Source organism: Microvirga yunnanensis, from assembly GCF_025460875.1.
The window spans coordinates 1-22,704 of record NZ_JAMXFI010000101.1; the positions used below are offsets into that span (position 1 = coordinate 1).

General features: G+C 58.2%; 20 protein-coding genes. 7 read left to right on the plus strand and 13 right to left on the minus strand.

Going from position 1 to position 22,704, the window contains the following annotated elements; all coding sequences use genetic code 11:
• Positions 1-1,543 (plus strand): chaperonin GroEL (groL, locus tag NF876_RS32500; protein ID WP_262272281.1); only part of this gene is annotated, 1,543 nt, incomplete at its 5' end.
• Between the two features lie 159 nt (positions 1,544-1,702).
• On the opposite strand, the gene NF876_RS32505 is transcribed toward groL, so the two are convergent.
• The 6 genes from NF876_RS32505 to NF876_RS32530 all read right to left on the minus strand — a co-directional run bounded on the left by NF876_RS32505 (position 1,703) and on the right by NF876_RS32530 (position 7,974).
• A complete protein-coding gene (locus NF876_RS32505; protein WP_262272282.1) occupies positions 1,703-2,023 on the minus strand; it encodes a hypothetical protein in 321 nt (106 codons plus the stop codon).
• Between the two features lie 312 nt (positions 2,024-2,335).
• Positions 2,336-4,783, minus strand: coding sequence for a type IA DNA topoisomerase (locus tag NF876_RS32510; RefSeq protein ID WP_262272283.1), 2,448 nt, complete (start codon positions 4,781-4,783; stop codon positions 2,336-2,338).
• An 807-nt stretch (positions 4,784-5,590) separates the two neighbouring features.
• A complete protein-coding gene (locus tag NF876_RS32515; protein ID WP_262272284.1) occupies positions 5,591-5,749 on the minus strand; it encodes a hypothetical protein in 159 nt (52 codons plus the stop codon).
• A gap of 236 nt (positions 5,750-5,985) precedes the next feature.
• Positions 5,986-6,645 (minus strand): hypothetical protein, encoded by a 660-nt coding sequence (locus NF876_RS32520; protein ID WP_262272285.1) that lies wholly within the window; start codon positions 6,643-6,645, stop codon positions 5,986-5,988.
• Between the two features lie 59 nt (positions 6,646-6,704).
• Positions 6,705-7,520 (minus strand): nucleotide-binding protein, encoded by an 816-nt coding sequence (locus NF876_RS32525; RefSeq protein ID WP_262272286.1) that lies wholly within the window; start codon positions 7,518-7,520, stop codon positions 6,705-6,707.
• A gap of 37 nt (positions 7,521-7,557) precedes the next feature.
• A complete protein-coding gene (locus NF876_RS32530) occupies positions 7,558-7,974 on the minus strand; it encodes a hypothetical protein (RefSeq protein WP_262272287.1) in 417 nt (138 codons plus the stop codon).
• Between the two features lie 253 nt (positions 7,975-8,227).
• Between NF876_RS32530 and NF876_RS32535 the strand changes: the two genes are divergently transcribed.
• The 3 genes from NF876_RS32535 to NF876_RS32545 all read left to right on the plus strand — a co-directional run bounded on the left by NF876_RS32535 (position 8,228) and on the right by NF876_RS32545 (position 13,619).
• Positions 8,228-8,518, plus strand: a complete 291-nt coding sequence (locus NF876_RS32535) for a hypothetical protein (RefSeq protein ID WP_262272288.1) — start codon at positions 8,228-8,230, stop codon at positions 8,516-8,518.
• Positions 8,519-8,581: 63 nt separating this feature from the next.
• A complete protein-coding gene (gene mobF, locus NF876_RS32540; protein ID WP_262272289.1) occupies positions 8,582-12,319 on the plus strand; it encodes a MobF family relaxase in 3,738 nt (1,245 codons plus the stop codon).
• Between the two features lie 145 nt (positions 12,320-12,464).
• A complete protein-coding gene (locus tag NF876_RS32545; RefSeq protein WP_262272290.1) occupies positions 12,465-13,619 on the plus strand; it encodes a hypothetical protein in 1,155 nt (384 codons plus the stop codon).
• A gap of 106 nt (positions 13,620-13,725) precedes the next feature.
• Here NF876_RS32545 and NF876_RS32550 read toward each other — a convergent pair whose 3' ends face one another.
• The 3 genes from NF876_RS32550 to NF876_RS32560 form a co-directional block, all read right to left on the minus strand.
• Positions 13,726-14,406 carry a Fic family protein gene (locus NF876_RS32550; RefSeq protein ID WP_262272291.1) on the minus strand — a complete coding sequence of 227 codons (681 nt, stop codon included), beginning with the start codon at positions 14,404-14,406 and terminating at the stop codon, positions 13,726-13,728.
• Positions 14,387-14,578: a hypothetical protein gene (locus NF876_RS32555; RefSeq protein ID WP_262272292.1), complete on the minus strand. Its 192-nt coding sequence runs from the start codon at positions 14,576-14,578 to the stop codon at positions 14,387-14,389. The genes NF876_RS32550 and NF876_RS32555 overlap by 20 nt, the downstream gene beginning before the upstream one ends.
• A 399-nt stretch (positions 14,579-14,977) precedes the next feature.
• Entirely contained in the window at positions 14,978-16,198 is a 1,221-nt protein-coding gene (locus NF876_RS32560; protein ID WP_262272293.1) for a flagellar biosynthesis protein FlhF, read from the minus strand.
• A gap of 262 nt (positions 16,199-16,460) precedes the next feature.
• Here NF876_RS32560 and NF876_RS32565 point away from each other — a divergent pair, with 262 nt between their 5' ends.
• The 3 genes from NF876_RS32565 (at position 16,461) to NF876_RS32575 (ending at position 19,641) form a co-directional block, all read left to right on the plus strand.
• Positions 16,461-16,820, plus strand: coding sequence for a DUF3572 domain-containing protein (locus tag NF876_RS32565; RefSeq protein ID WP_262272294.1), 360 nt, complete (start codon positions 16,461-16,463; stop codon positions 16,818-16,820).
• Between the two features lie 234 nt (positions 16,821-17,054).
• Positions 17,055-18,653 carry a coiled-coil domain-containing protein gene (locus tag NF876_RS32570; protein ID WP_262272295.1) on the plus strand — a complete coding sequence of 533 codons (1,599 nt, stop codon included), beginning with the start codon at positions 17,055-17,057 and terminating at the stop codon, positions 18,651-18,653.
• On the plus strand, positions 18,637-19,641 hold the full coding sequence (locus tag NF876_RS32575; RefSeq protein ID WP_262272296.1) for a PAN/Apple domain-containing protein: 1,005 nt from the start codon (positions 18,637-18,639) through the stop codon (positions 19,639-19,641). Before NF876_RS32570 ends, NF876_RS32575 begins: the two co-directional genes overlap by 17 nt.
• A 143-nt stretch (positions 19,642-19,784) precedes the next feature.
• On the opposite strand, the gene NF876_RS32580 is transcribed toward NF876_RS32575, so the two are convergent.
• The 4 genes from NF876_RS32580 to NF876_RS32595 all read right to left on the minus strand — a co-directional run bounded on the left by NF876_RS32580 (position 19,785) and on the right by NF876_RS32595 (position 22,025).
• Positions 19,785-20,342, minus strand: a complete 558-nt coding sequence (locus NF876_RS32580) for a dihydrofolate reductase family protein (RefSeq protein ID WP_262272297.1) — start codon at positions 20,340-20,342, stop codon at positions 19,785-19,787.
• Between the two features lie 207 nt (positions 20,343-20,549).
• The gene (locus NF876_RS32585) at positions 20,550-20,747 is read right to left on the minus strand and encodes an excalibur calcium-binding domain-containing protein (protein WP_262272298.1); all 198 of its coding nucleotides are present in this window, start codon (positions 20,745-20,747) and stop codon (positions 20,550-20,552) included.
• A 124-nt stretch (positions 20,748-20,871) separates the two neighbouring features.
• A complete protein-coding gene (locus NF876_RS32590; protein ID WP_262272299.1) occupies positions 20,872-21,129 on the minus strand; it encodes a hypothetical protein in 258 nt (85 codons plus the stop codon).
• Positions 21,126-22,025 (minus strand): DNA/RNA non-specific endonuclease, encoded by a 900-nt coding sequence (locus NF876_RS32595; protein WP_262272300.1) that lies wholly within the window; start codon positions 22,023-22,025, stop codon positions 21,126-21,128. Before NF876_RS32595 ends, NF876_RS32590 begins: the two co-directional genes overlap by 4 nt.
• Positions 22,026-22,704 lie beyond the last annotated feature (679 nt).

The window sequence follows — 22,704 nt, forward strand, 5'->3', positions numbered from 1 at the left end:
CGAGAAGTCCTTCGGGGCTCCCCGCATCACCAAGGACGGCGTCACCGTCGCCAAGGAGATCGAGCTCTCCGACAAGTTCGAGAACATGGGCGCCCAGATGGTGCGCGAGGTCGCCTCGAAGGCCAGCGATGTGGCCGGTGACGGCACTACCACCGCGACCGTTCTCGCTCAGGCCATCGTTCGTGAGGGCGCCAAGGCTGTGGCTGCCGGCATGAACCCCATGGACCTCAAGCGTGGCATCGACCTCGCCGTGTCCGAGGCCGTGAAGGACATCCAGGCTCGCGCCAAGAAGGTTGCCTCGTCGGAAGAGATTGCCCAGGTGGGCACCATCTCGGCCAATGGCGATGCTTCCATCGGTGAGATGATCGCCCAGGCGATGCAGAAGGTCGGCAACGAGGGTGTCATCACGGTCGAAGAGGCCAAGACCGCCGAGACCGAGCTCGATGTCGTGGAAGGCATGCAGTTCGACCGCGGCTATCTCTCGCCGTACTTCATCACCAATGCCGAGAAGATGATCGCGGAACTCGAGGATCCCTACATCCTCATCCACGAGAAGAAGCTCTCGTCCTTGCAGTCACTCCTGCCGATCCTCGAGGCCGTGGTGCAGACCAGCAAGCCGCTGCTGATTGTGGCGGAAGACATCGAGGGCGAGGCGCTCGCCACCCTCGTGGTCAATAAACTCCGCGGTGGCCTGAAGATCGCCGCCGTGAAGGCTCCCGGCTTCGGCGACCGCCGCAAGGCCATGCTGGAGGACATCGCGATCCTGACCGCCGGTCAGACGATCTCCGAAGACCTCGGCATCAAGCTCGAGAACGTCACCCTCGACATGCTCGGCCGCGCCAAGCGCGTGCGCATCGAGAAGGAAAACACCACGATCATCGATGGTGCTGGGTCTACACAGGACATCGAGGCTCGCGTTCAGCAGATCAAGGCGCAGATCGAGGAAACCACCTCGGACTACGACCGTGAGAAGCTGCAGGAGCGTCTGGCCAAGCTCGCGGGCGGTGTTGCCGTGATCCGCGTCGGCGGCTCGACCGAGATCGAAGTCAAAGAGAAGAAGGACCGCGTTGATGACGCGATGCATGCCACCCGCGCTGCGGTGGAAGAGGGTATCGTCCCCGGCGGCGGCACGGCTCTGCTGCGGGCCAAGGCTGCGGTTGCCAAGCTCTCCAGCGACAACCCTGACGTGAAGTCGGGTATCAACATCGTGTTGCGCGCGCTTGAGGCTCCGATCCGCCAGATCGCGGAGAATGCCGGCGTCGAGGGATCGACAGTCGTTGGCAAGATCAACGACAACACCTCCTCCGACACCTTCGGCTTCAACGCTCAGACGGAAGAGTTCGTGGATTTGCTGCAGGCTGGCATTGTCGATCCGGCGAAGGTCGTCCGCACGGCTCTGCAGAATGCAGCGTCGGTCGCGGGTCTTCTGGTCACCACAGAGGCCATGGTGGCCGACGCTCCGAAGAAGGAATCTGCTCCAGCCATGCCAGGTGGTGGCATGGGTGGTGGCATGGGTGGTGGCATGGGCGGCATGGACTTCTAAGTCCTGCTCCCACCATCCTACTGGAAAGGCCCCGGACTACTCCGGGGCCTTTTCGTTTGTGCTGTGAATTAGCTATAGGCGATCACACAGGACCACGCGGGCTGTGAGACCAGGTCGCTGACCGTCCTTCGTCCAACCACGCCCGAGGCTATGGTCGCGTCAGCGCTTATTCAGCGGGACCACGTTGGATCCGGCCGTGTTGTTGCCCTTGGGCGGGTTGACCTTGCTGAGGAGTGTAGGCGAGACATTCCACTTCTGCCCAGTATCGGTGATCACCGTCACTGTCTTCTTGTTGTAGCGCGTCAACATGCCCTCGAGAGGGCCCTGGCCAGGAGGCTGGAAGGTGACCCGGTCCCCAATCTTGAAATCCAGCATCTCCACATGAGCGCGCATCTGGTCGAGAAAGCGCAGGCGCTCGACGATGCGGTGATTGAGATCGATCAGCTCGGCCTCGGTCAGCTGGTCAATGTCGATCTTCATAGAGGTGCTATATGATAGAGCCGGGCTAGGCTATCGAGCGAATGTCTGGCCAGCGCTTCTGCCTGTCAAGCGCCCGACGCCGGTTCCAGGTGCGGCCACCCTCCGTTTATCAGATGGTGCTCACTCTGGAGCGCCGGGTAGATCCGGCGACAGCCAGGCTTTGTCCACGCTATCAACGTGCTGGTGCGCCCTGAACGCGTGCTCATCCTGTGCCCACTCAATCGGCCAAATCCGCTACGCCGAGGAACTATAGGAAAGAGTCAGGTGGCGCAATTTGAGGGACAGGCCTTTAGGCGCCCTCAGAACATCTGATTAGTCGTCTCTACCGGAAGCGACAGTGCGGGATCGTGTGCGGCGACGAGGGATCTCGGTTCTTGTCTCTGTAGATCTTTTTGCAGACGCAGGCGCCCGCTTATGTCCATCACTCCCATTGCCCGCCCGGACAGCTGGAAGCCGACCTTTGGGACTGACAGTCCGGTTCTTTGCCTGAGGATACTGTGCCTTTGATGAATGCTCGTCGAGAAAAGCGCGGCACGCCGTGAAATCGGTGATCACTTCTGGTGGGCACTCGATTGCGTGCTGTTCGGCAAGCGACCGAGCATAGCGCACCATCGCTTCGCTTGGAGAGCGAGGGCCGGTTTGCGGGGCCTCCGCCGGTTTGGAAGATCGCGACGGAGCATGCTGGTCAAGGAAGGCTCGGCAGATTGCGCTATTGCTTTTGAGCCCGCGGGGCAGTTTCAAGCCACGCTGGGCGGCAATCGATGTTGCGAAAGCAATCATCGCCTTTGTTGGAGGCTTTCCATCCCCTGTGAAGGGCGCCGGGAGACACGCTGGATCCAGAGCAACAGTGCCCGATTGGCCAATCGTCGTGATCAGCTCTCTGACACGGCTGCGGGTTCGCTCCTGATAGGCTGTGGCTCTGCCGATCGCCTCAGTTCGCGTGGATGCACGCCCGATCTCAGCCAGATCCGCCTCGAACATCGCCCGGCCAATCGGGTCACCATAGGCGGGAAAAACATGCCGGACGGCGGCAATGAACGCGAGACCAACTTCCGTCACCAGGATCGGCGGGTCCTTACCCTTCAGCAACTCAATATACTGGCTCTTCTGGAGCTTGGGCAGGATCGTGTCGCGAGTCGCGGCGGTCCCGAGGCCCTTGGGCTCGTTTGGGTTGGCCGGGTTCTCGAGAGCAGCTTTGAGTGTTGGGTCTTCCACCTGATCGACGAGGCGACCCATGACGACGGGTAACTCGCCGCGCGTGATCCGGCGTGGTGGTTCAGTTCTCGCTGTCTCGATCCGGGCGTCGGCTGCTTTCCCGGGCTCGTTGTCGCGGATCGGCGGGAGACGTCCGGTGGTGGGCTCTTCGTCCGGCTTGGCTTTGCCCGGAACAGCCTCGTTCTCCTCGTCAGCCTCGGCTCCATACACCGCCCGCCAGCCAGGCGACTTGATTACGCTGCCGCTGACTGAGAAGCGCTTGGGGCCAAGTGGTGTTGGGACCTGAACTGCGACCGTGGTGCGAGCGTCGATGCCGTCGGGCAGGTGGGCGGCCAGGAAACCCTTGGCCACCAGTTCCCAGAGGCGGAGGTGATCCCCGCTGACGCTTCCCGGCTGCGGCACCTTGCGGAGCGGCACGATGGCGTGGTGCTCGCCAGGATCTTTGACATAGTGGCCCTTGTTGCCCTTGCGAAACACGAGGTTGCTCGCGGCTGGCACGAGGCTGGCAAGATCGGACAGGACGCCGACGACGCTCTCAATGACCGCGCTGGCATCACCTGTCTGACTCTCGGGCAGGTGCTCGGATTCAGTGCGAGGATAGGTCAGGTAGCCCTGATCGTAGAGCTCCTGTGCCAGCTTGGCCGTGTGCTGAGGATCCCAGCCGAAGCGCTTGGCGCAGCGGCGGGCGAGAGTGTCTTTCGAGAACAGGCGAGGGGATGCCCGGCGCACGTCCTTCTGCTCGACACCAAGCGGACCGGACCAGGAAGCAGCTGCCTGCTGAATCGTCTCGGCCACCTGCTTGTCGAGGATCTTATCCTTTGGCGCGTGCCAGAGAGTGACCTCGGCACCAGCGTCCGTGATGGCGGTTAGAGCTATCTTGAAATAATCTTGCGGGACGAAATCACGGATGCGCTTCTCGAGGTCAGCCAGGATCGCGAGCGTCGGAGTCTGCACACCGCCGAAGCGCCAGGGCTGTCTGAAAGCTGGCGGCCGGAGCCTTAAAGAGATGGCGCGCGTGCCGTTGAGCCCCAGGTGGTAGTCTTCATATTGGCGGCACAGGGCTTCAAGGTAGGCGGCATAGTCGCGCTCACCCGAGTCTGGCTCCTTGGCCATCGCCGCAAAGGCACGTCGGATTGAGACTTCATCGAGAGCGCCGAGCTTGAGACGGTCCACCCGACCTCGATAGCCAAGATGCTCAAGCACCTCCCAAGCAATCATCGAGCCCTCGCGGCCTGGGTCGGTGGCGATGATGACGCGCTCCACGCCATGAAGGGCTTGCTTGATCGCCTCGATCTTTGGCTTGTGCGACTGGCCGGAGCGGTTGGTGCCATATGTAACAGGGATACGCTCGAGCACGATCGGCAGGGTATCAAGACGCCAAGACTTCCATTCATCCCGAACATTGCCGGGCTCCTCGGCAGCCAAGAGATGGCCCTCGGCAGAGACGCAGACCGTGCTCGGTGATTTGAAGAACCGCTGCAGTTGGCGCATGGCCGAGGGCTTCTCAAAGAAGAACAGCGTGCGTGAGGCTGATTGGGCGGTCATAAGCTACAGTCATGCAGTAATATTGCAATCTGCAGTCCAAAGCGGACATGAGCCTGCAATTGAGAACGGATAGAGAACACTACTCGCAGTGAAATTGCTGGTCAACGGAAGGATCGGGCTGGAGGCTGAGCAGCGCTAACGGCACTCTCACACAACCAGAGACAAGACGCTCGCTGATGTCTTCAGAGCCTGCTCGGCAGAAGCAGTGTTCTCCGGCTCGGGGAATAGCTGGGCGGGAATCAGGTTGGAGGATGAGTGCCGCGATTGTGACCGTCACACTTTATCCAAGGAACAGCAGCTCGCACTTCAATTCAGTAGCGGAAGTCGAAGCATCTAAGCTATTATTTTAATTGAATAGAATGGCGGAGAGGGGGAGATTCGAACTCCCGATACGGTTGCCCGTATACCGCATTTCGAGTGCGGTTCTATCTGGAGTGAGCGCACCAACGAAGAGTAGCGGTTGGCTAAACTGTTCGAGCTCCAGGGTAGCCAACGCGGCTCTTGGGCCTACAGCCGCGGAAGGTTGACGGTCGCCCCGACGAGTCTAAGGACCGCGGCTTCCAACCTCTCTAGCGCAGTACAGTTCTCAGTCGCCTTGCGCGAGGAAGTCTGGTAGTCGAGCCTGAGAGCCGTCCGCACAGCCCGCACGCTCGGCAGCGGCAATGGTCTTCATGAATGCGTCGGCTGCGATCATAATCGGGAACGCCGCATGGTTAGGCTAGGCAATCGGACCTCGGTTCTGCCCTCCCGTCAATCCAGCAGGTCTTGGAACAGCGCTGCTGTGTCGGTTAACTTATGGGCCATGGCCTATTCTGCCGCCATCAGGCCAACAATCTGATCCTCGGTCAGGTGCTCAGGATTCATGGCAAGGTTCTCCTCGCGGGCCCGTCGGTCGATGCGGATAACCTCCGTGGCCAACTGCTCCCCGATACGGTTGACCTCCACGAGAACTTCTATGTAGCGCATAATTGCGGGCTTCTTCTCGAGCGGGGCGGCGGCAATCGAAAGCGGTCTGGCACATCGGCCCGGAATAGCATGTCCAGGGGGCTTCCGAAATCCACACGAACATACACCGCGGTGCTCGTCCGAACGGTGCGGAAGCCATGAAGTTGGCGACATCGGTCGGCATTCTTCATTCAAATGGGGAAGCCTCGCAGCATCCCAGCGAAGACACCGCGCCAATCGCAGGTCGCGCTCCCAACCTATTTGATGGCAACTTTCGGCGCAGCATCGAACCACATCGGAATAGTGCAGCCGACGCGTCCCTGAATTTCGAAGGCGTGCGGACTGCCCTTTTTACAATAACTGTTGCGCGTCTCTGTCAAGTTGGGATTGTTACGCATGAGGGTCACCCACTCCTCTCTATCCGGCCGCGATAGAATTGCAGCGATCTCGGTCGCCTGCCCCGCGAGGGTCGCCTGTCCCAGGAGCCATCCAGCCCCTCCGAAGGCCAAGGCCAGAAGGAGGGCGCCTACCACGAGGTATGTCGGGATCTGGATCTTACGTGAAGCGGTCGCTGCGACGAAGTATCTTATGGCCTCGTCCGCGATCTTCTCGCCCACGTTCTTGGCAAGGTTTGCGTGTGCCTCGGCCACTCGCTTCGTGGCAGCTTCAGCGACAGGGCCCACAGCCTGTCGCGAGGCCTCCTCTATTCTCTTAGGCAACGTCTCGTTGGCCTGGAGTACCAGGTCTGCCACCTTCTCGAGGACGCCGGCGGCCCCCAGAAAATAGGTGTTGACGTCATCAGGCGACAGGCTGTTTTGCACCATTATTGTCCAAAGACGGTCTCGGCGTTCGCCTTCAATTTCAAAGGCGTTGCACCAGCGGTCGAAGGCAAGTTTTTGATCGACGCGAGCCGACATTCGACAATCCATAGCAGAGGGAGTTTGAGCTGGCGGATCGGACGATCCACCAGGTGATCCTAGAATCCGAGTAAGTGACGCGCTGGTTGGAGGGCGTTCGCGAACTCTTTGGTAAACCGTTGAATCTGCGCGCGCTCGGTGACCGTGAGGGATTGGTCGTCCATTGCCTTCGAGAAAGACAGGTTTTCTGCGTCCACTTTGGCGAAAGTGCTAGGCGGAAGGGCTGGCAAGTCGATTTCAACTCCGCCGAGTTCAAGGAGCCGGCCACGGCTGTTGCCGCCCTTGGCGATGCCGTTATTGTCTACAAAACCGTGCCAGAACGGAAAATCGTTCGTCGCTTTGCCCCAGCGAGTATTTCGAATGGCAACGTGATCAACTCGACCGCCAACGTGGTCGATCCAGGTGCCAACGGATGTCGCCGCACCAAATTCCGGCGAAATCACGTGTGCGACGGTCACGCGGTACCCGTATTGCTCGAATCCTGCCAAGAGACCATCCATCCCCTCGCCGCCGTCTACGATCTTCATCAGATCGCCGAGGGAGCCCCCAGCAAGGTCGTGCACGATCAAAGGCTCACCGAATTCGACCGCATTTAGGAGCGTATCGCGCTGCTTGTCCGCGCGGATGTCATAGTATCCAATTCCCGTTGTCGGATCTTGCCCTTCAATCAGTTTGCCGTCGCTTCCGCGAGTGCCGAAAACACGTACCAGACCGCCAACGCCACCGTCCGCATCATAGGCTGAGACGCGAATTTCATTTGACCGCAAATGATCGACCAGAGCACGCGCTGCTACTGTCTTGCCGACGCCGCCTTTTTGAGACGCTACGAGAACAGCCCGTTTGGCAGCGCCACCTTGCTTGATATTCTTTGCCATATTCGATTACTTTTCCTTGTTAATTACGCTCTTGGCGCTACGCATCGTCGTCATTGAGTCTATGGCCTAAACCCCTCCTGCCATCGCTTGATTTGACACTGGATTGCATAATGGTTTGAGACGGCTTGAGTGCGCCGCTAGCATTGGGTTTGGCGCTCGTGTGTGTCTTGGGAGGCAGCGCCGTTGCGCCTTGTGACACATCGGTTCTCCCTTCATTTGCCCATTCCTTCGCTGCGCGTTGGAAGTATTGTCGGAGTGTACCGAGCGAGGCCTTCTCTCCTTTCGACAAGAACAGTTCGTGGATCTCGCTATCGGTGTAGCCGTTCTTTTTCAGCGCAATGATCTCCGGATAGAGCGAACGGACTTTTGAATAAAGAGACTCCCCCCGGGCAGGCGGCTTTCGCGCCGCTGACCTTAGAAGCGATCTCAGTTCGGCGGTGCTGTCTTTAGCCATTCATCGATCCCCCAAGTGCTAGATGCAATTTGATCCATAATAGCATTCTCGGGCAATTGCAAAGCTTCTGTGGATTTCCTCACCATGATCTGGCATTGCGAGTGACAGCGCTCTCGCACTGAGTTTACTCGGAGGAGTACAGAGCGTGCGAGATCGGAAATTCGGACACATTACGCACTGATCAAGCTGAAGATCAGCCACGATGTAGTTTAAGGCATTGAAATATAATGTATTTAGGTGGACCGGAGGGGTAATGAGTTCTCAGGATAAAGTGCGGGTCACCATTGATGCGAAGCTCTGGGACGCTGTTAAGGCTGTCGCTGCAATCAAAGGGATTGCGCCCCAACTCTATCTTGAGACGGCACTCAAGGCATCCCTTGACGGTGTCGAATCGCTCAATCGGGTCGCCGTCCATGCGGCCAATATCGATGCCAGCGCGGTTCAAATTGCCGACCAGATCAATGTGATTGCCGACTTCATTGTGGATATGTATCGCGAGCAAGCACAGAAGAAACCCAATTCCAGCGATACTGATAACCCTTAGGACAACGGCGCGACTGCCATGATGACATGCACAAGAATCCTAAGCGTCGAATATTATGAGTCGATGTCGCGCCAGATCAGACGGGAAGCTGGAATACTCTCGCCCGAGGCCAGCTTGGATGACATGGCGGCCGCCTATGCAGAGGCCGAAGCTTCCGAAAAGGCGAGGGAAGGGGGGGAGTCCTACGAAGACGTTTATGCCACTGCGTACGATCGGGCGTTGGGAGCCCTTACACAGGATCATGTCGCGGGCCGTGACCAGGTCGCATACTATGTTGATAATGGGACTGGTGAATCCGCTGGAATTTGGTGGACCGGTCGCCGCCTGTCTGGAGAGATGCCTGCATTCTCCTCGACCCCCTTCCGAAAGTGCTCTGATCAGGGTGAGGTCGATGGCCGGATCTTACGTGATCTCGCCAGAGGTCGTGACCCGGAGACCCGTGAGCCGCTTGTGAGGCTCTCCGGCACCGGGGTGCGCAGTGTTGGCTACGATCTCCAATGCGCGGCCCCGAAATCCGTCAGCGTTTTGGCGGCATTCGCCTCCCCCGAAGGTCGGTCGAAGATCTTCGCTTCCCATGATCGAGCCGTGCGCCGCGCTCTCGATCATGCCTTGACCGAGGGGCTGATTGTTACCCGGGTTGGCCCGCAGGGTATTCACAGGCTTCCGGCACGTGAGGCGAGTGCCGCAATCTATCGGCATTTTACATCCCGAGCCCAGGATCCACACCTCCACTCGCATGCCGTGCTGTTGAATCTCGCTGTCCGGGAGGATGGGACGACTGGCGCGATCGACAATCGGGACGTTCTTCGGCATCTCGGTGCCCTCGCCGCCCTCTACCGCAGTGAGCTCGCGAGCGGGTTGCGAAACGACTTCGGGTTCGAATCCATCCGGGATGGTCGTAATTTTCAAGTCGCAGGCGTTCCCCTCGACATCATCAAACTATTTTCGAAGCGGCGTGCGCAGATCATGCAGGCGGCCGGGCAGGCGGGCTTCGATCCATCTTCGAATCGACGTGCAGCGCAGATTGCAGCTTTCGGCACACGGGATGCGAAGGACCGTGAAACGCCACTTGCCATGCTTGAGAAACGCTGGGCGAATGAGTTGTCGAACGTCGCTTGGAGTGGAGATGCTTTATTCCGGATGGCCGCGATCGAAGCTGCCAGAGTACGGAAGGGACGCGACAAGAAGGGCAGTCGCTTGGAGCGTGCCAGAATTCTTGCACGGGAGGCTGTCCGCGAACTCGAGGCGAGTGGAGCTGTCTTCGAGCAACGGGCTTTGCTGCGCCACCTCCATGAGGCCGTGCAGTGTGAATGCGACGCAAACGAGACGTTAGCCGTCGTCAGAGAACTCGAGGTGTCGAAACTGGTCGTCCGGCTCGGGAGGAATGGGTCTGAAGAGGTTATCTATTCAACCGCCGCGATGATCGAGGCGGAGAAAGCCATGCTGCGGACAGCCCTGGAGGGGCGGAGTGGGCATGATTTTGTATCGAGTGAGACGCTTGAAAGAGCGTTGTCCACATCGCCGGCTTGGCCCGAGGGGCACCACCAGGCAATGCGGCATGCCCTGAGACGGAACGGCGTTTCGATTATCAGCGGCCAGACAGAGGCCGAAAATACTCGGATCGGAGAAGCCCTTGCTGCGGTTGCCGAGAGCTGCGGCAAAGAGGTGTGGAGGATCGATCGCACCAAAACCGACCCGGAGGCCACAGTAGGCATGGCGCCGGCCGTTCAGGCGTTCATCGAGCGGGTCAAGAAAGGTGACGTGGGTCTGGGGCACACTTCCGTCATCATCTGTGACGATGCCGATCGGGTCGGAACGTCCGATATGGCGGCCCTGATCGATGTCGTCAGCCAGGGGGGCACCGGCGCAAAGCTGATTTTGCTCGGCGACATTGCCCACCCCAGACGGGACATTGCAGGCGCACCCATGGCTGCGCTCGCCCGTGCCCTGGGAGTGTGCCTTACGGTGGATGCCCAGCATCAACGTCAAGATTGGCACCGGTCGGCATCGCGTGATTTTGCGAGTGGCGATCCTGTGAGGGCCCTGGAAGCTTATGACAGGGTAGGGGCAATCTGTTGGGCACCCGACCGGGAGACCGCCTTGCAAAGGCTCGTGAGCGACTACCTAAGGGCGCGGCCCGCTTCTGCGCAGACTGTGCCGGGCCAGAGCATCGGACAGGCAATCGTAACCCCCCGGCGCAAGGATGTGGATGAAATCAACCGGCGTGTCCGGTCTGCGATGAAGAGCAGGGCCTTGCTTGGCGAGGACATCATGGTTCGGGCCATTCCGCAGGGCAGCCGTGATCCTGTGGCTCTGGCCCTGGCCGCAGGGGATGATCTGCTGTTTGGCGAGGACCTTCAGGTCCGGGGCCTTGCGATCCGGATGGGCGATCGCGCCCGTATTCAGCGCATCCAAGGCGATGCCGACCCAACATTGGATCTTATCCTGGCTCCAACCGCAGCACCCCTCACGACGAGGGTATCGGAACTCATAGGAAATCGTGAAGAGGGGCTGCCGCGCATTCCTAGGCTGCAGCACGGTTATTGTCTATCGGTTCGGGACGCAGAAGGGCTGGTTGTGGATGACTGCTTCGTTGCAAATCTGCGGGGCATGGGACGGGAGAGCATTTCCGCCGCCATGACCCGGCATCGTCAAAATGTGCGGCTCTATGTCGATATCTCGCGTGTTGCAGACGCGACGGATGCCGGACTGGGAGATATCACGCAGTCTGGACTTGGAAGAGTCAGGTCCCGCCAAACTGATCGTGATCACAGTCGCGCCAAGACGGCCCTGGTCAAGCGGGCCGTCATGGACGAGGCACGGGCCAGTGAATGGAAGCGAAATCCCAGCGACTTCGCTTTGAGCGTCGCTGCCTTCGCGAGTCAGAGCCCGATGCATTCGTCGGGTTCTGATTTGAGGACGCCGGCGAGCGGCAATGAAGAGCTCTTCCCTCGTTCGGTCAATTCCAACAGCACTGCACAAGCGCTTCGGGACCGCATGGGCGAGCGCATGTCGGGCCCACACTACCCGCCTCGCATAAGCAAGGTCGTCAGCAGTTCCCACGTTGCCGCACGTTTTTCGAGCGCGACACGTCACAGGCGAACTGCACATCAATGGATCGCCCTGCGCCAAGGGATCAATGAACATCTTCAGGTTCAGCTTGGGATTGCACCCGACGTCCTCTACCGTTTTCGATCCCATATTCGAACGATGCGTGATGGTCGCCCGGCGTTTGCTCATAGAGATCTGGATGGTCAGATCATCGGCTTTGAGTATCAGGGGACTGGCGCGGGAGGGGAGGGCAAGGATGCGATCTTAGGGATCACCGGGGAGGGCGATCTTAATTTCACCCTGATGGGCGACACTCACAATCCGACGAGGATGTATTTCACACAATCGGGTGTGGATGGTCTATCGCTGTATCAAACCGACCAAACGCCTGATCGGGCCTTGATTGTGTCATTTGGAGGAAGGCCGAATAGAAGTGCTCTTGGTCGGTTGCGGGAACTTGTCCAGCGCTATCCTGACGCCGAGATGCATATCACGAGCCGTCACGGGGAGGCGAGCGGAGACGTCTTCAATATAATCAAGGAGGCGATCATTGAAGCGTGCGGTGGGAATGCCAATCTCCAGAAGCGCGAACTGGGTGAGCTACCCAGCTTCGTAAATGATCAGAATGTTAATTCAGCCCACGAACCGGACATGGGGCCAACGGAACAACCGCAGCCTCAAGAGGATACAAGGTGGGAGCGCGACCATCTTCGGCGGCCAGTTACGGAGAGGGAGCGTGATAGTTTCTGAGATAGCTCGCATTTGAGCCTTTGGCAGCTAACATTCCTCGAAGAACTGCTTTGCCGAGGTACAATTCTTATGTATAATATACAGCAAGGCAGAAAGATTAAAAGCCGCCTACAATCGGACATAGCATGCTGGGGCATCTAGATCAATGGCTTTCTTCAAGAAAATTTACAATGATCTTTTCTCAGACAACGACATAATCTGTGAGTTCCTGAAGACCCCTGTTGATCTGCCGGAAGCGCCCAGTTTGGGATCTATGGAATTGCCACCAAATGTAAAGCGCATGCTGGAGTTCCATCCCGAAATTGCGCATGCGATTGCTGCTTCTCCTGGCCTTGTAGACCGTCTCTGCCGTAACCCTTACCTTGTAAGGCCGTTAGTGACTGCTTTGGACCAAATTGAGAATAGTTACCGGCGTGCAATTGAGGAAACGAATAAGGTTATTCGGACCAGGATCGAGCAAAACGAGTCGTTAAGAGTGAACAAGTGTGAACGAACGTGGCTTAAAGAGTACCGGGCAACGCAATATAATGATGTCTTTCAGCGTCACGACAAGATGAAATCGCTCCTAGCTAATAGTGAGAATGATCTGACCGCAGGATCGGAGTTTAAGAAGCAACACCCTGATATTTCCTATGATCGCTGCTACTATGTGGTGCGTGATGACGGGATCGGATGGCTGGTCCTATCAGGTGCACCTGTTGGTATAGAGGGCAAAATTGATATCAGCTTGGGCGAGAATTGGTTGGAACTGACGATGGAGCTTCCAGAGACCCCGTTCCTTCGAGCTGAAACAAAGACCTTATTTAAGAGTACGATCAATCAGAACATTCTTAATACCTTAGAACAATATCGGGGCAGGATCGGGATTGGCTTTATGCCAGAAGCTCCGAAGGGTCCTAATCAATTGCCCAGGGTTTTGCCTCTAGCACCAGAAGGCCGCATTCAGGGATACAATGAGGGCAAGATGCCATGCTATTCTGGGGCCGCTTCTTCTTGTCCAGAATTTTGGATTGATGTCCATGCGAACCGGCTTGCGTGGGTTCCTTCGGAGTGGCAGCACATGCAAGATCGCTATGGATCGTGGGTCATAGCGGTTGTCCATATGTTAAGCCCAATGTCCGGGAATGGCCCAACCAAAGCCCTTCAGCACCGTTTGCGCGATTTGAGTTGCAAGAGATGGACGAGGTGGTTCGTTCACCGGAACAAGCGGGCGCCTGCACCACCTGCACGGCTTGATCGTATTCCCGGATGGGCTGACGTGGAACTGCAAATGAACCGCCCGATGAATGAAGCGCAGTAATGACATAGGCCCGTCAAAGCGATCGGCCACAATAAGTGAGCCCGCGGACCTCTGGGATTGTCCAAGCTCACTTGTTATGCGTGAAGGGCAGAATTCTAGGCACCGCTCAGTCAGAAGTATCGGGCGTCAACTTTCCCCCAGCGAGTTGGTAAAATCCCGCGAGTTGCCGTGCGAGCATCCCTGCGAGAAGGTCCTCCATCTCTGAGACGTCGACCCTACCTTCAGCCCACGCCTCATCAGCAGAATCCAGCGCATCAAAATAAGGGTTACGATTCTCGACAATTTGATCCGGAATAGTGGGTGTACCGGGGAGTATGGTTTGAGCGCGGATCGACATCACTACATATGAGAGAATGCGCGACGTACGTCCATTTCCATCCGCAAACGGATGGATCCAGTTCAGGCGCCACATGATATACGCGCCGAGGTGGATTGGGGTAGTCTCTTCCCAGCGATCGTTTACGTAGTCACACATGTCCTCAATCAGTTCTGGGACCAAGTGTGCTCCAGGGAGCTGATGTTTGCTGCCTTTGATTTCAACGCCAGCGGGGCGGAAGTTTCCCGCATACATGCTGATGCCAGTAAGGGCTTCGCGCTGTAATCCGAGCACCAACGATGGCCGTAGTTTGAATGAGCCGCGATCAAGCGCAGCTTGAATGGCTGCTATCCCAGCATCATACTGGCGAAGGCCGTTTAGGGCCTCCGCCTCTGCTTTCAGCTTTGGATCTTTGATTAGTTCTGGCTCAAGCGCCTTGCTATCGCGCTTTTCAGACTCGGTGTTGCTCATCCGTTTCCTTGGCGAGCTTTTCAGCCTGCTCATCGACCATTTCACGAGTGATCAAATTGTTCTCGAAATGAGTATTTCCATAGGCAAAGCTCCGCCGCTGCTGTTCGCGGTGCTCTGGAGTGGGATCGGCCTTTTTAGCTGCTTCCAATAGGGCTTTGAGTAAATTCGTCATTGAGTTACCTCCCGAGAATCGGGCCTGCTAAGCCTCATCGTACACAATCCCGACACATCGTTTAGGAGTCATTGGCACATACCCAAAACTTTCCGCGCGGACCTGCCGTTCCGCCTTCTCTCAGAAAAAATGTCAAGCTTCAGCCAATAGGTCAGAGCAGTTGCTCACAGAATATAGGTATTGCGTGTGTTGCCGACAGCAGGGCGAAGCGACGTCAAAAGCTGATACATGCCTATAGGTTACTGGCCTATGGCCGGTTAGGAGCGGCCGGAGCAGAGAAGGCCAAGGTTGCGCAACTCCAGCCCTTCTAGGCCCACAGGGTTCATTCAGTATTCGTATTATATATCATTTCAATTGTTTATAGTTTCGAAAAGCAGCTCGCTTAGCCTGCGCGCCACACTATGCGTCAGCTTTCGCTGGCCGATGTCCTCCTGCTAGGCGCAGGCCTCCGTCGGTTTCTGTCACCTTCGGGTGATTGAGGTTCAGGTTGCCCAGCTTCCACGACTGAAGCACCACAGAAGTCCCTCCGATCGCTTTCGGCTTCACCCCTCCCTCCGTCGCACGTTCGATAGTCAAGGCCTTCCCGCTCCAGTCGAGCAGGAGTCTATCATCCGGACCAAAGCCAGTCTGGTCCCACAACTCTCGTGGCAGTCGGATGATGGTGTAGAACCGATCCGAACGCTTGGCATCGGGGATCGACTTGACCACGACAGGTGCAGAGCCGGCCTGAGGCGCTGGTGCCGCATTCCTCTTGGGCCGTCGGCTCTGATCGGATAGCTTCTTTGTCTCCGCCGCTATCAATGCAGGCTCTGCTTGCGGACCAACCGCCTGGTCCACATCATGCAAAAGACTAAGCTGCAGGGCCGGCAGCTCCTCAACCCCCGTCGGTTTGGTGGACGGCTTCATGGCCTCCCCGGCCAGGGTGGAAGAGCTCGGGATCAGTTGCATGGCGTTAACAACCTCCCGCAGGCTTCCGCAGATCCCCTCGGCCGACTGCACCACGAGAGGCGTCAGACCAGCCATGGCCTCGATCTGCTGGGTGCCCAGAGAGACCAGCTTGCCCATCTGCTCCGCCATCAGGTCCATCGTAGAGCGAAGGCCTTTCAGCTCGGCGGCCATTCCCGTTAGGGCTCGTTCTACCTCGCGCGACAGGGCAGGGGCTGGTGCGACCTGCTGGGGTGCGTCCACAACTGGCGGGCGGAGGGGCAGCACGGGCTTGGGGCGAAAGACCTCTTCTGCGAGCGCGTCGGGTTTGCCCAAGTGGCGCGCCAGGATATCAGCGGTGTCCCTGGACCGCTTGTCCGCAGCCGGTGTCGCACGATCTGGATGGTTCGCGGCGTCTGGCGACCGATGGTGCCGACCGTCGGTGCGCTGGCGCGGCTGCGGGGCCTCGCGGGGTCTGGCCAGACAAGCCGAACACAGATCATGGGCGCGATCGCGGGCGAGAAGCCAACCGCGGTCCTTGAAGTAACCCTTGACGACATCGTCACCGACAGACGTGCTCGACTCGTAGGTGTCCGTCTTGTGGCATACCGAGCAACGGGCGGTGAAGCGGTACTTGGAGGGAGCGCCACCGGTACGGGTGATCTGCGGCTCGAACTGACGTGCGATGCCGGGCATCTGGCAAATCCTGATCGTTGAAAAAGGTCTCCGAGACAGGCAAGAAACTGCGTTCTGGACCTGCCTGCCCTGGAAGAGGCTGGGGAATGGGCCAGGACCTAGCATCTCTCTCGGCGAACTTCAAACAGTCGATCCGGGCAGCCTCACTCGTGTGAACGGGGTTGAACTGGTACCCTTCCCAGCTTGGCTCAAGCCGTTATTGTCCGGGGACGCCCCTGGTTTATCAAGATGCCGACAGGTGCGGACGACGGCGGAGGTTGCGATGACAGAGAGCTTTCAGGGCAGGAACATCACTGGCAGGGGCGACGCCGAGAGTATAGCGATTCAAGTCCTGAACTTCATTGTTGAGGACGTTGATCGGATCATCCAGTTTCTGAACCTGACGGGCCTTCAGCCTGAGACCATCCGCGCTTCGGCGACATCAGCACATTTCCTGCTGGGCGTTCTCGAGTATGTGGCCAAGGACGATGAACTCCTGAAAGCGATCGATCAGGAGCTGAAGATCCAGCCTACAGCGATCCTAGCCGCCATTGTGCATCTGTCGCCGGAACTAGAGGCTAAGCAGGCGGACAAGAAGGTTGACGCAGCCCCTCAACTACCGAGGCGCAACCTGTTTCACTGAAGAAAAGCCATCCGATGACGGTTCTGGCTTACTTCGATAACTAATACCTATCGGGAGTTAGATCATAGGCATCCCAGTGACTTGGTTCACATGGAACGCTGACGTTTATCCAAGCTGCCCGCTTAACCAAGATACTAATGCGTTCCGAATTAGCCCTTAGAGTTCTGTAAGGCTCCCTTGAAAAGGCTAAGCTTTTTCCAGATGGTAGAATTTCCGTTCGGGTTGGGGGCAAGAATGGTATCGGCGTTTAATGCAAAACTGGCGGTCTATGGGCAGTGGACCTACCGCGTGGCGTGGGCGCTTGAGATCGTTGCAGCCTCCATCGGATTAGCGACGGGTATCGCGCTCGGTTATCAGGCTTATAGCGCCAGCCTCGGTACCGAGTTGTCCGTCAGTGGCTTGGATCTGGCCTTGGCCAGCGCCCCTTTCTTCATGGTCGCTCTGGCAGAGCTGACCAAAATTCCAATCGCGACCCTTCTGTTCTCGGTCAGATGGATCTGGAAGCCAGTCCTCGCGATCGCCCTCTGTCTGCTGGCGCTCATCACCTTCGAAACTGTGTTTCTAGGCTTGGAACGAGCGTCCACCCAGCGACAGATCAAGTACGAGGAAATCCAAGCTCGGAAAAATACCGCTCAGATCGATCTTCAGAATGCTGAAAAGTCACTGGCCAACCTCTCGGCTGCAAGCCATGTGGCCGATGTTCAGGCAGAGGTCGAACGGCTGAGCGCGATGGAAGCTTCTGAAATCCAGAGGAAACAGGACGAGATCCAGCGGGTTCAAAGCCAGATCGAAAATCTGAAGATGCAGAACCCGCAGTACGCATCTCTTGCTCGACAGATTACGGCGAAGGATACAGAGTTCAAGCAGCTCATCGAACGACGGGATAATGAAATCCACGCTCAGCTCGAGCCGTTCGAGAGGCAGAGAGATAGTTTTACGAACCGCATCGAAGCGGCGCGCCAAAAGGGCGACTTGGCGACTGTCCGCCGGTTGGAGGAAGAGCTGGCACGGCTGAAAAACCCCCTCCCGGCGATCCGCGAGCGGTTTGGCGCGGAAGAGCAACGGCTCCAAGGGGACCTGAGAACGTTGCGGGAGCAGCAAGCCGCTCTGGAGAACAGCGAGACGGAAGGCGAAAGGCAAGCCCGCAGTCGTCTTGTCGAACGCCAGAACTTGCTCGAACAGGATGTGCGGGACCTCCAGAAAACATGGCAAGACCGGCGTAACCGGACCCTCTCCCAGTTACAGGATGCTCAGCAAAAAGCGGCCGAGAACACCGCTGAATCCGACAATCTTCGGACGAGAGCCTCTCAATTGCAGAACGAGCTCACGGTTCTCGAGAAGGAGCGCGTTGTCACATCCCGTAATGATCAGATCCGGCGTCTGGCGGGCAGGCTGTATGGAAAGAATCCGGAGGCTGTTAGTGTGGAGGAAGCCGGCTTCATCTCCGTCGTTTGGTTTGGGTCGCTCGCTGCCTTGGCCGCCCTTGCTGGCCCTTTGACAGCCATCGTGGCTCTGGGGCTGCAGCGCTCGGCAGAAGTGCGAGAGACGAGGGGAACGAGAACCCTCTCAGACTACCTGCGGCGTTGGCTCATCCGGTGGCGTTTCAAGCGCACAAGGAAGGTTCAAGTGCCGGTTGAAGTCCCTGTCGAGAAAGAAGTGGAGAAGCGCATCGAGGTTCCGGTCGAGAAGATCATCAAGGAGGTTCTCTACGTCCCGATCCTGACCGATGACCCGGAGGTTGTTCGCAAGTCTCTTCAGCAGGATCTGCCAACCGAGATCGCCGACTTGGTGCGGGTGAAATTCAAGGGTGCCCCCAATGCAAGTGCGGCATGACACTTCGCTGCTTGAGAAAGCCATTGAGCAAGTTCTGCTCCGCGCTTCGATTCCGACCCTGCAAGCCCAGGCAGAGGCGCTCGAGAAAACCAATAAAGCTGTTGCCATTCGACGTGTAGCCACTGGAGCAGCCATCGCGTTAGTCGCGATCGGCCTTGGGCTCGGGATTAAGTTCGCGCTCGACCGGGATTCGCCTCCCGTTAGTCAGGAATCTGTAATCCAAGCACAGGTCAGGCCTGATCCAATCCCGCAGCCACCGATGCCAGCGCCCCGTTCGCCAGACCATTCGGCGTCTAAGCCTGAGCAGCCGCCATCGAAGCCCGATATCGTAACGACGAACTTTACCAAGTTTGCCAATCGTCAGGTCGAGCTCCTGGGCAGGAGTTGGACTGTCAGCGCAGGTCACCACTTCGATAGCGAAGCAGATACGTCATGGAAGCAGGCGTGGTGTTACACCGTGACGGATGTCAACGGAGTCGAGGTGAAGGTCGAACTGGCAAGCCGCATGACTCCAGCCGCCAAGCCGATAGCACCGACCGCCAATCTGGCGACGATGCAGCACGCCGGATTGGACATCACCGATGCCTTGACCCTTGCCTCCAGGTGCCCTTGGGATGACAAACAATTCAGCGTCGCAGACCTGCAGGTTCCAGCGAGTGCCAAAGGGCCAAAGCCACTCCCACCGGTGTCACAGCCGCAAATCCCTGTCCCGCCTGTACTCCAGCCACAGCCGCAACAGGAATTTATCGCCGCCGATGATTTCGATATCCCAGGCGGGGATTATCGGGTTGAGAAGGAAGTGCCATTAGAGCTCTGTACGTCACTGTGCCGATCCGAGGCGCAATGCCGAGCGTACACCTATAACAAGACTGCCCGATGGTGCTTCCTCAAGGATCGTTTCGGTGAAGCCCAGCGCTTCGTTGGAGCTTTCTCTGGCATGAAGAAGACCATGCCAACCGCTGGTAATTCTGGCGTGCAGTGGCGCTAGGGCCTGAACCGAACCAAAGCACTGTTGGAACTGCGGTTTCGTGATCCGGTGCGGTGCTTGGCGGCTCGGAGGCGATGATGGCGAATGGGGTCTGGCTCTCGGATGCGCAGGTCTCCAAGCTGGGCGCGAGAGGCTGCTCCGAGTCAACGCCCGCGCCGGTAATGCATGGCGACCGCGCCATTGCGGAGCGGCTTCGCCGAGACCAGCTCGAGCTGTCGCGTAGTGGACAGCCCGCCCTGGTACAGGGTCGGGCCGTGGCCAGCGATCCTGGGATGAACGAGGAGCGTGTACTCGTCGATCAAATCCAGCCGGTCCAGCTCGGTCGCGAGTTTGCCACTACCGAGGAGCACGCCCGCCGGAGTCGCGTCCTTGAGCCTCTGCACGCCTGTTCGCAGGTCGTCGGCGATGTGGTGGCTGTTGGTCCACGGGAAGTCCTTTCGCGTCGAGGACACCACATATTTCGGCTTGGCCCCCAGCTTGACTGCCCACTCGCGTATCGCCGACGGCACCTCCATGTCGCCGCGAGCGACCGCTGGCCAGTAGCTCTCCATCATCTCGTAGGTGATGCGGCCCCACAGCATCGCCCCGCTCTCGTCCATGATGCGGGTGAAGAACGCGTGCGTCTCGTCATCAGCGATTCCCTCCTGATGGTCGACGCAGCCGTCCAGGGTGACGTTGATGCTGAAGGTCAATAGTCCCATGTGGCGAGCCTATGCCATACGCGCGAGAAGACCTAGGGCCATTGCTCGCGGTTGACGTTCAACTTTCGCTATGGGTCGGAAACGGAACCTCGCCGCTCGGGTGGTCGAGTCCAGACCCTGGTGACATTAGGGTATCAAGAAACCTGGGTGCACTTGGAAGTGGGTATCTTGTGATACCCTCAGGCTCTTTCAATGCGGCCACACCGGTCAGCAGCCGACCTTCTTCTTGATCGCCTCAACCTGAGAAAGCGAACGGCACACATTCTCACAAGGAATGCCGTCATCGTCTCCATCGGCGCGGCTATAGCCTCCGCACCACATCTCAACGGCTTCCTCGCAGGTGCTGACTGCTTTGCAGCTTCTGCGCTGAGCCATCAGGATCTCTTTGACGCGTTCAACGCTCATGGAGGGCGCTGATTGATCGAGGCTGCCAACAGCTCCCGCTGTTCCGAAAGAACCAAGAGACATAAAACTCGCTAGAGCGAGTGTCGTAAGCTTACGTGTCATCTGAGCCCCACTTTAGTTCGATCTATGCAAACGGGTTCTTGACCTGCTTAGGTGCCTCTGCTGGACCGCTCTCATCAGGCAGTCCCTTGTCTTGCTCCAGCGCCTTCACGATGGCATCGACAGCCGATTTCAGTGCCTTGGCTTTCTTGAGCCCAGACTTATCACGGGTTACATCCAAGGAGCCATACAAGGCGACTTTGTCAGTGCCATTCTCAATAGTGAAATCGCCGATGTTTAGCGACGCACTATCGTCAGCAAAGGGCTGGAACTTCTTGCTCATGGGCGGCGTCCGAATTGATCAATGGCATCAAGAATGTCTCCAACGAAGCCGTCTGTCGAAGGTCGAGGGGAGGGCACCTGCGTGTTCTCCTCACCAGAGGACCTCGAGACGCTTCTTCCGCCCCCTCTCGGGCGTCTTAGTTGCGGAACAGGCAGGCTGGTCGCGGTTTGCTTCATAGAGGCGGGCACCTGTGGGAATGCGTCTATGCCGGAGAGTTGCTGCAACTCGGCCAAGGAGATAATCCTGTAGTCGTTCCCGGGCGCATTAGGGACGAGATAGGCTCCCGCGATGTTGCTTTGAGGATCATAGATCGCCTTTGCGATGTGAGTGGGCACCAGAACACGCCCTTTCAGAGCCTGCAGGTTGTCTCCTTGGAAGAGGGGGCCGGTCACGACATAGACTTCGTGGCGCTCCGAGTAGTCCCGCACAGCCCGTTCAATGCTCTCCCACAGGTTCCGGTTGTTCTCGGAGTTCTGCGGGACCATGTTGGCCAGGGAAAAGGACTCATCCATGCCTTGGGGTGTCGTCATGTCACCCGCTGGGGCCATATGCCCACGGTCAAAGCCGCTGCGAACGTAGTCCGAGAGTTCCGCCCGCTCGTTTGGTGGGAGATTGGGATCCGCGTGGAAGTTGTTTAACCGGTTGAGCGCCCGGGCCCCTTTGGCCCGCCGGGGCGTCAGATGCTCAGCCACCCAAAGCGGTGTGCGGGTCAGCCCAGAATGCAGAAGGGCAAATTCCGTATAACAGATCTGGCGGGTATTCGGGGCGAGCTTCGGATTGGTGAGTGTCGGCTCGGCGCCGCCAAAGAAGTGCTGGGGACAGGCTGCTGCGACAGCTTGGGGAATGAGGAGGAGTGCCCCGAGGAGGAAAGCAAACAAGTGGTTGCGCGGTCTCACAGGGCTCTCTTGAGGCGGGCAAGGCTGGAAAGGAGTTTCGCCGGTCCGTTCCACACGATCAAAGCGAGCGTCTTAAGGGGCTGAGCCTTGGCTTGGCTCACGAGGGTGCCCCTGAAGCTTGGCGGACGATGAAGGCCATACTTCCTGAGCTCGGCATCACTCAGGAGTTGATGGGGCCGTTGCCGTGAGCGCGGTCTAAGAGGATTTTCCTGGAGCAATCGGTAAACCTCTGGCGTTCGATGTTACTCTTCTTAGGCGGCAGAATTCCCACTTCAAGCTATCCTCCAGCGCATTTCGTGCCGAGCGGGTGCTCTGGGGTCACCGAAGAAAAGCCCGCAGGACAAACCTGCGGGCAAGCGGACCGACGGAGCGAAGCCCTCGAAAGAGCTCTCTGCGCCCAACATCCTACTGTGTAGCTGTACGGCGCGGTCCAGGGGGCGACTAGCAATAGCCGCTGCGGCCACCTTGCTTGCAGCCAGCCGCACGGCCACCGCAGTTTGAGCCGTCCTTGGCAGTATCATAGGAGTTCGTGCAGGCTTTCGCTGAAGAGATGGAGGCGAGCGGTGAAAGAACGAAAGCAGTGCCGAAGGCAAAAGCGATAAGGAGCTTCATTGGAGTATTGCCCGATTTTGAATTGAGAAGAGTGAGGACAGGCACGTTGTGAGGACTTGCCGTGAGC

Bases quoted from the DNA above. Each gene is read 5' to 3' on its own strand.
- NF876_RS32535 (WP_262272288.1), top strand. From the start codon at position 8,228: ATGAGTTCTCAGGATAAAGTGCGGGTCACCATTGATGCGAAGCTCTGG.
- NF876_RS32510 (WP_262272283.1), bottom strand. From the start codon at position 4,783: ATGACCGCCCAATCAGCCTCACGCACGCTGTTCTTCTTTGAGAAGCCC.
- mobF (WP_262272289.1), top strand. From the start codon at position 8,582: ATGTCGCGCCAGATCAGACGGGAAGCTGGAATACTCTCGCCCGAGGCC.
- NF876_RS32545 (WP_262272290.1), top strand. From the start codon at position 12,465: ATGGCTTTCTTCAAGAAAATTTACAATGATCTTTTCTCAGACAACGAC.
- NF876_RS32565 (WP_262272294.1), top strand. From the start codon at position 16,461: ATGACAGAGAGCTTTCAGGGCAGGAACATCACTGGCAGGGGCGACGCC.
- NF876_RS32570 (WP_262272295.1), top strand. From the start codon at position 17,055: ATGGTATCGGCGTTTAATGCAAAACTGGCGGTCTATGGGCAGTGGACC.
- NF876_RS32530 (WP_262272287.1), bottom strand. From the start codon at position 7,974: ATGGCTAAAGACAGCACCGCCGAACTGAGATCGCTTCTAAGGTCAGCG.
- NF876_RS32505 (WP_262272282.1), bottom strand. From the start codon at position 2,023: ATGAAGATCGACATTGACCAGCTGACCGAGGCCGAGCTGATCGATCTC.
- NF876_RS32590 (WP_262272299.1), bottom strand. From the start codon at position 21,129: ATGAGCAAGAAGTTCCAGCCCTTTGCTGACGATAGTGCGTCGCTAAAC.
- NF876_RS32560 (WP_262272293.1), bottom strand. From the start codon at position 16,198: ATGCCCGGCATCGCACGTCAGTTCGAGCCGCAGATCACCCGTACCGGT.
- NF876_RS32580 (WP_262272297.1), bottom strand. From the start codon at position 20,342: ATGGGACTATTGACCTTCAGCATCAACGTCACCCTGGACGGCTGCGTC.
- NF876_RS32520 (WP_262272285.1), bottom strand. From the start codon at position 6,645: ATGTCGGCTCGCGTCGATCAAAAACTTGCCTTCGACCGCTGGTGCAAC.
- NF876_RS32515 (WP_262272284.1), bottom strand. From the start codon at position 5,749: ATGCGCTACATAGAAGTTCTCGTGGAGGTCAACCGTATCGGGGAGCAG.
- NF876_RS32550 (WP_262272291.1), bottom strand. From the start codon at position 14,406: ATGAGCAACACCGAGTCTGAAAAGCGCGATAGCAAGGCGCTTGAGCCA.
- NF876_RS32585 (WP_262272298.1), bottom strand. From the start codon at position 20,747: ATGAGCGTTGAACGCGTCAAAGAGATCCTGATGGCTCAGCGCAGAAGC.
- NF876_RS32525 (WP_262272286.1), bottom strand. From the start codon at position 7,520: ATGGCAAAGAATATCAAGCAAGGTGGCGCTGCCAAACGGGCTGTTCTC.
- NF876_RS32575 (WP_262272296.1), top strand. From the start codon at position 18,637: ATGCAAGTGCGGCATGACACTTCGCTGCTTGAGAAAGCCATTGAGCAA.
- NF876_RS32555 (WP_262272292.1), bottom strand. From the start codon at position 14,578: ATGACGAATTTACTCAAAGCCCTATTGGAAGCAGCTAAAAAGGCCGAT.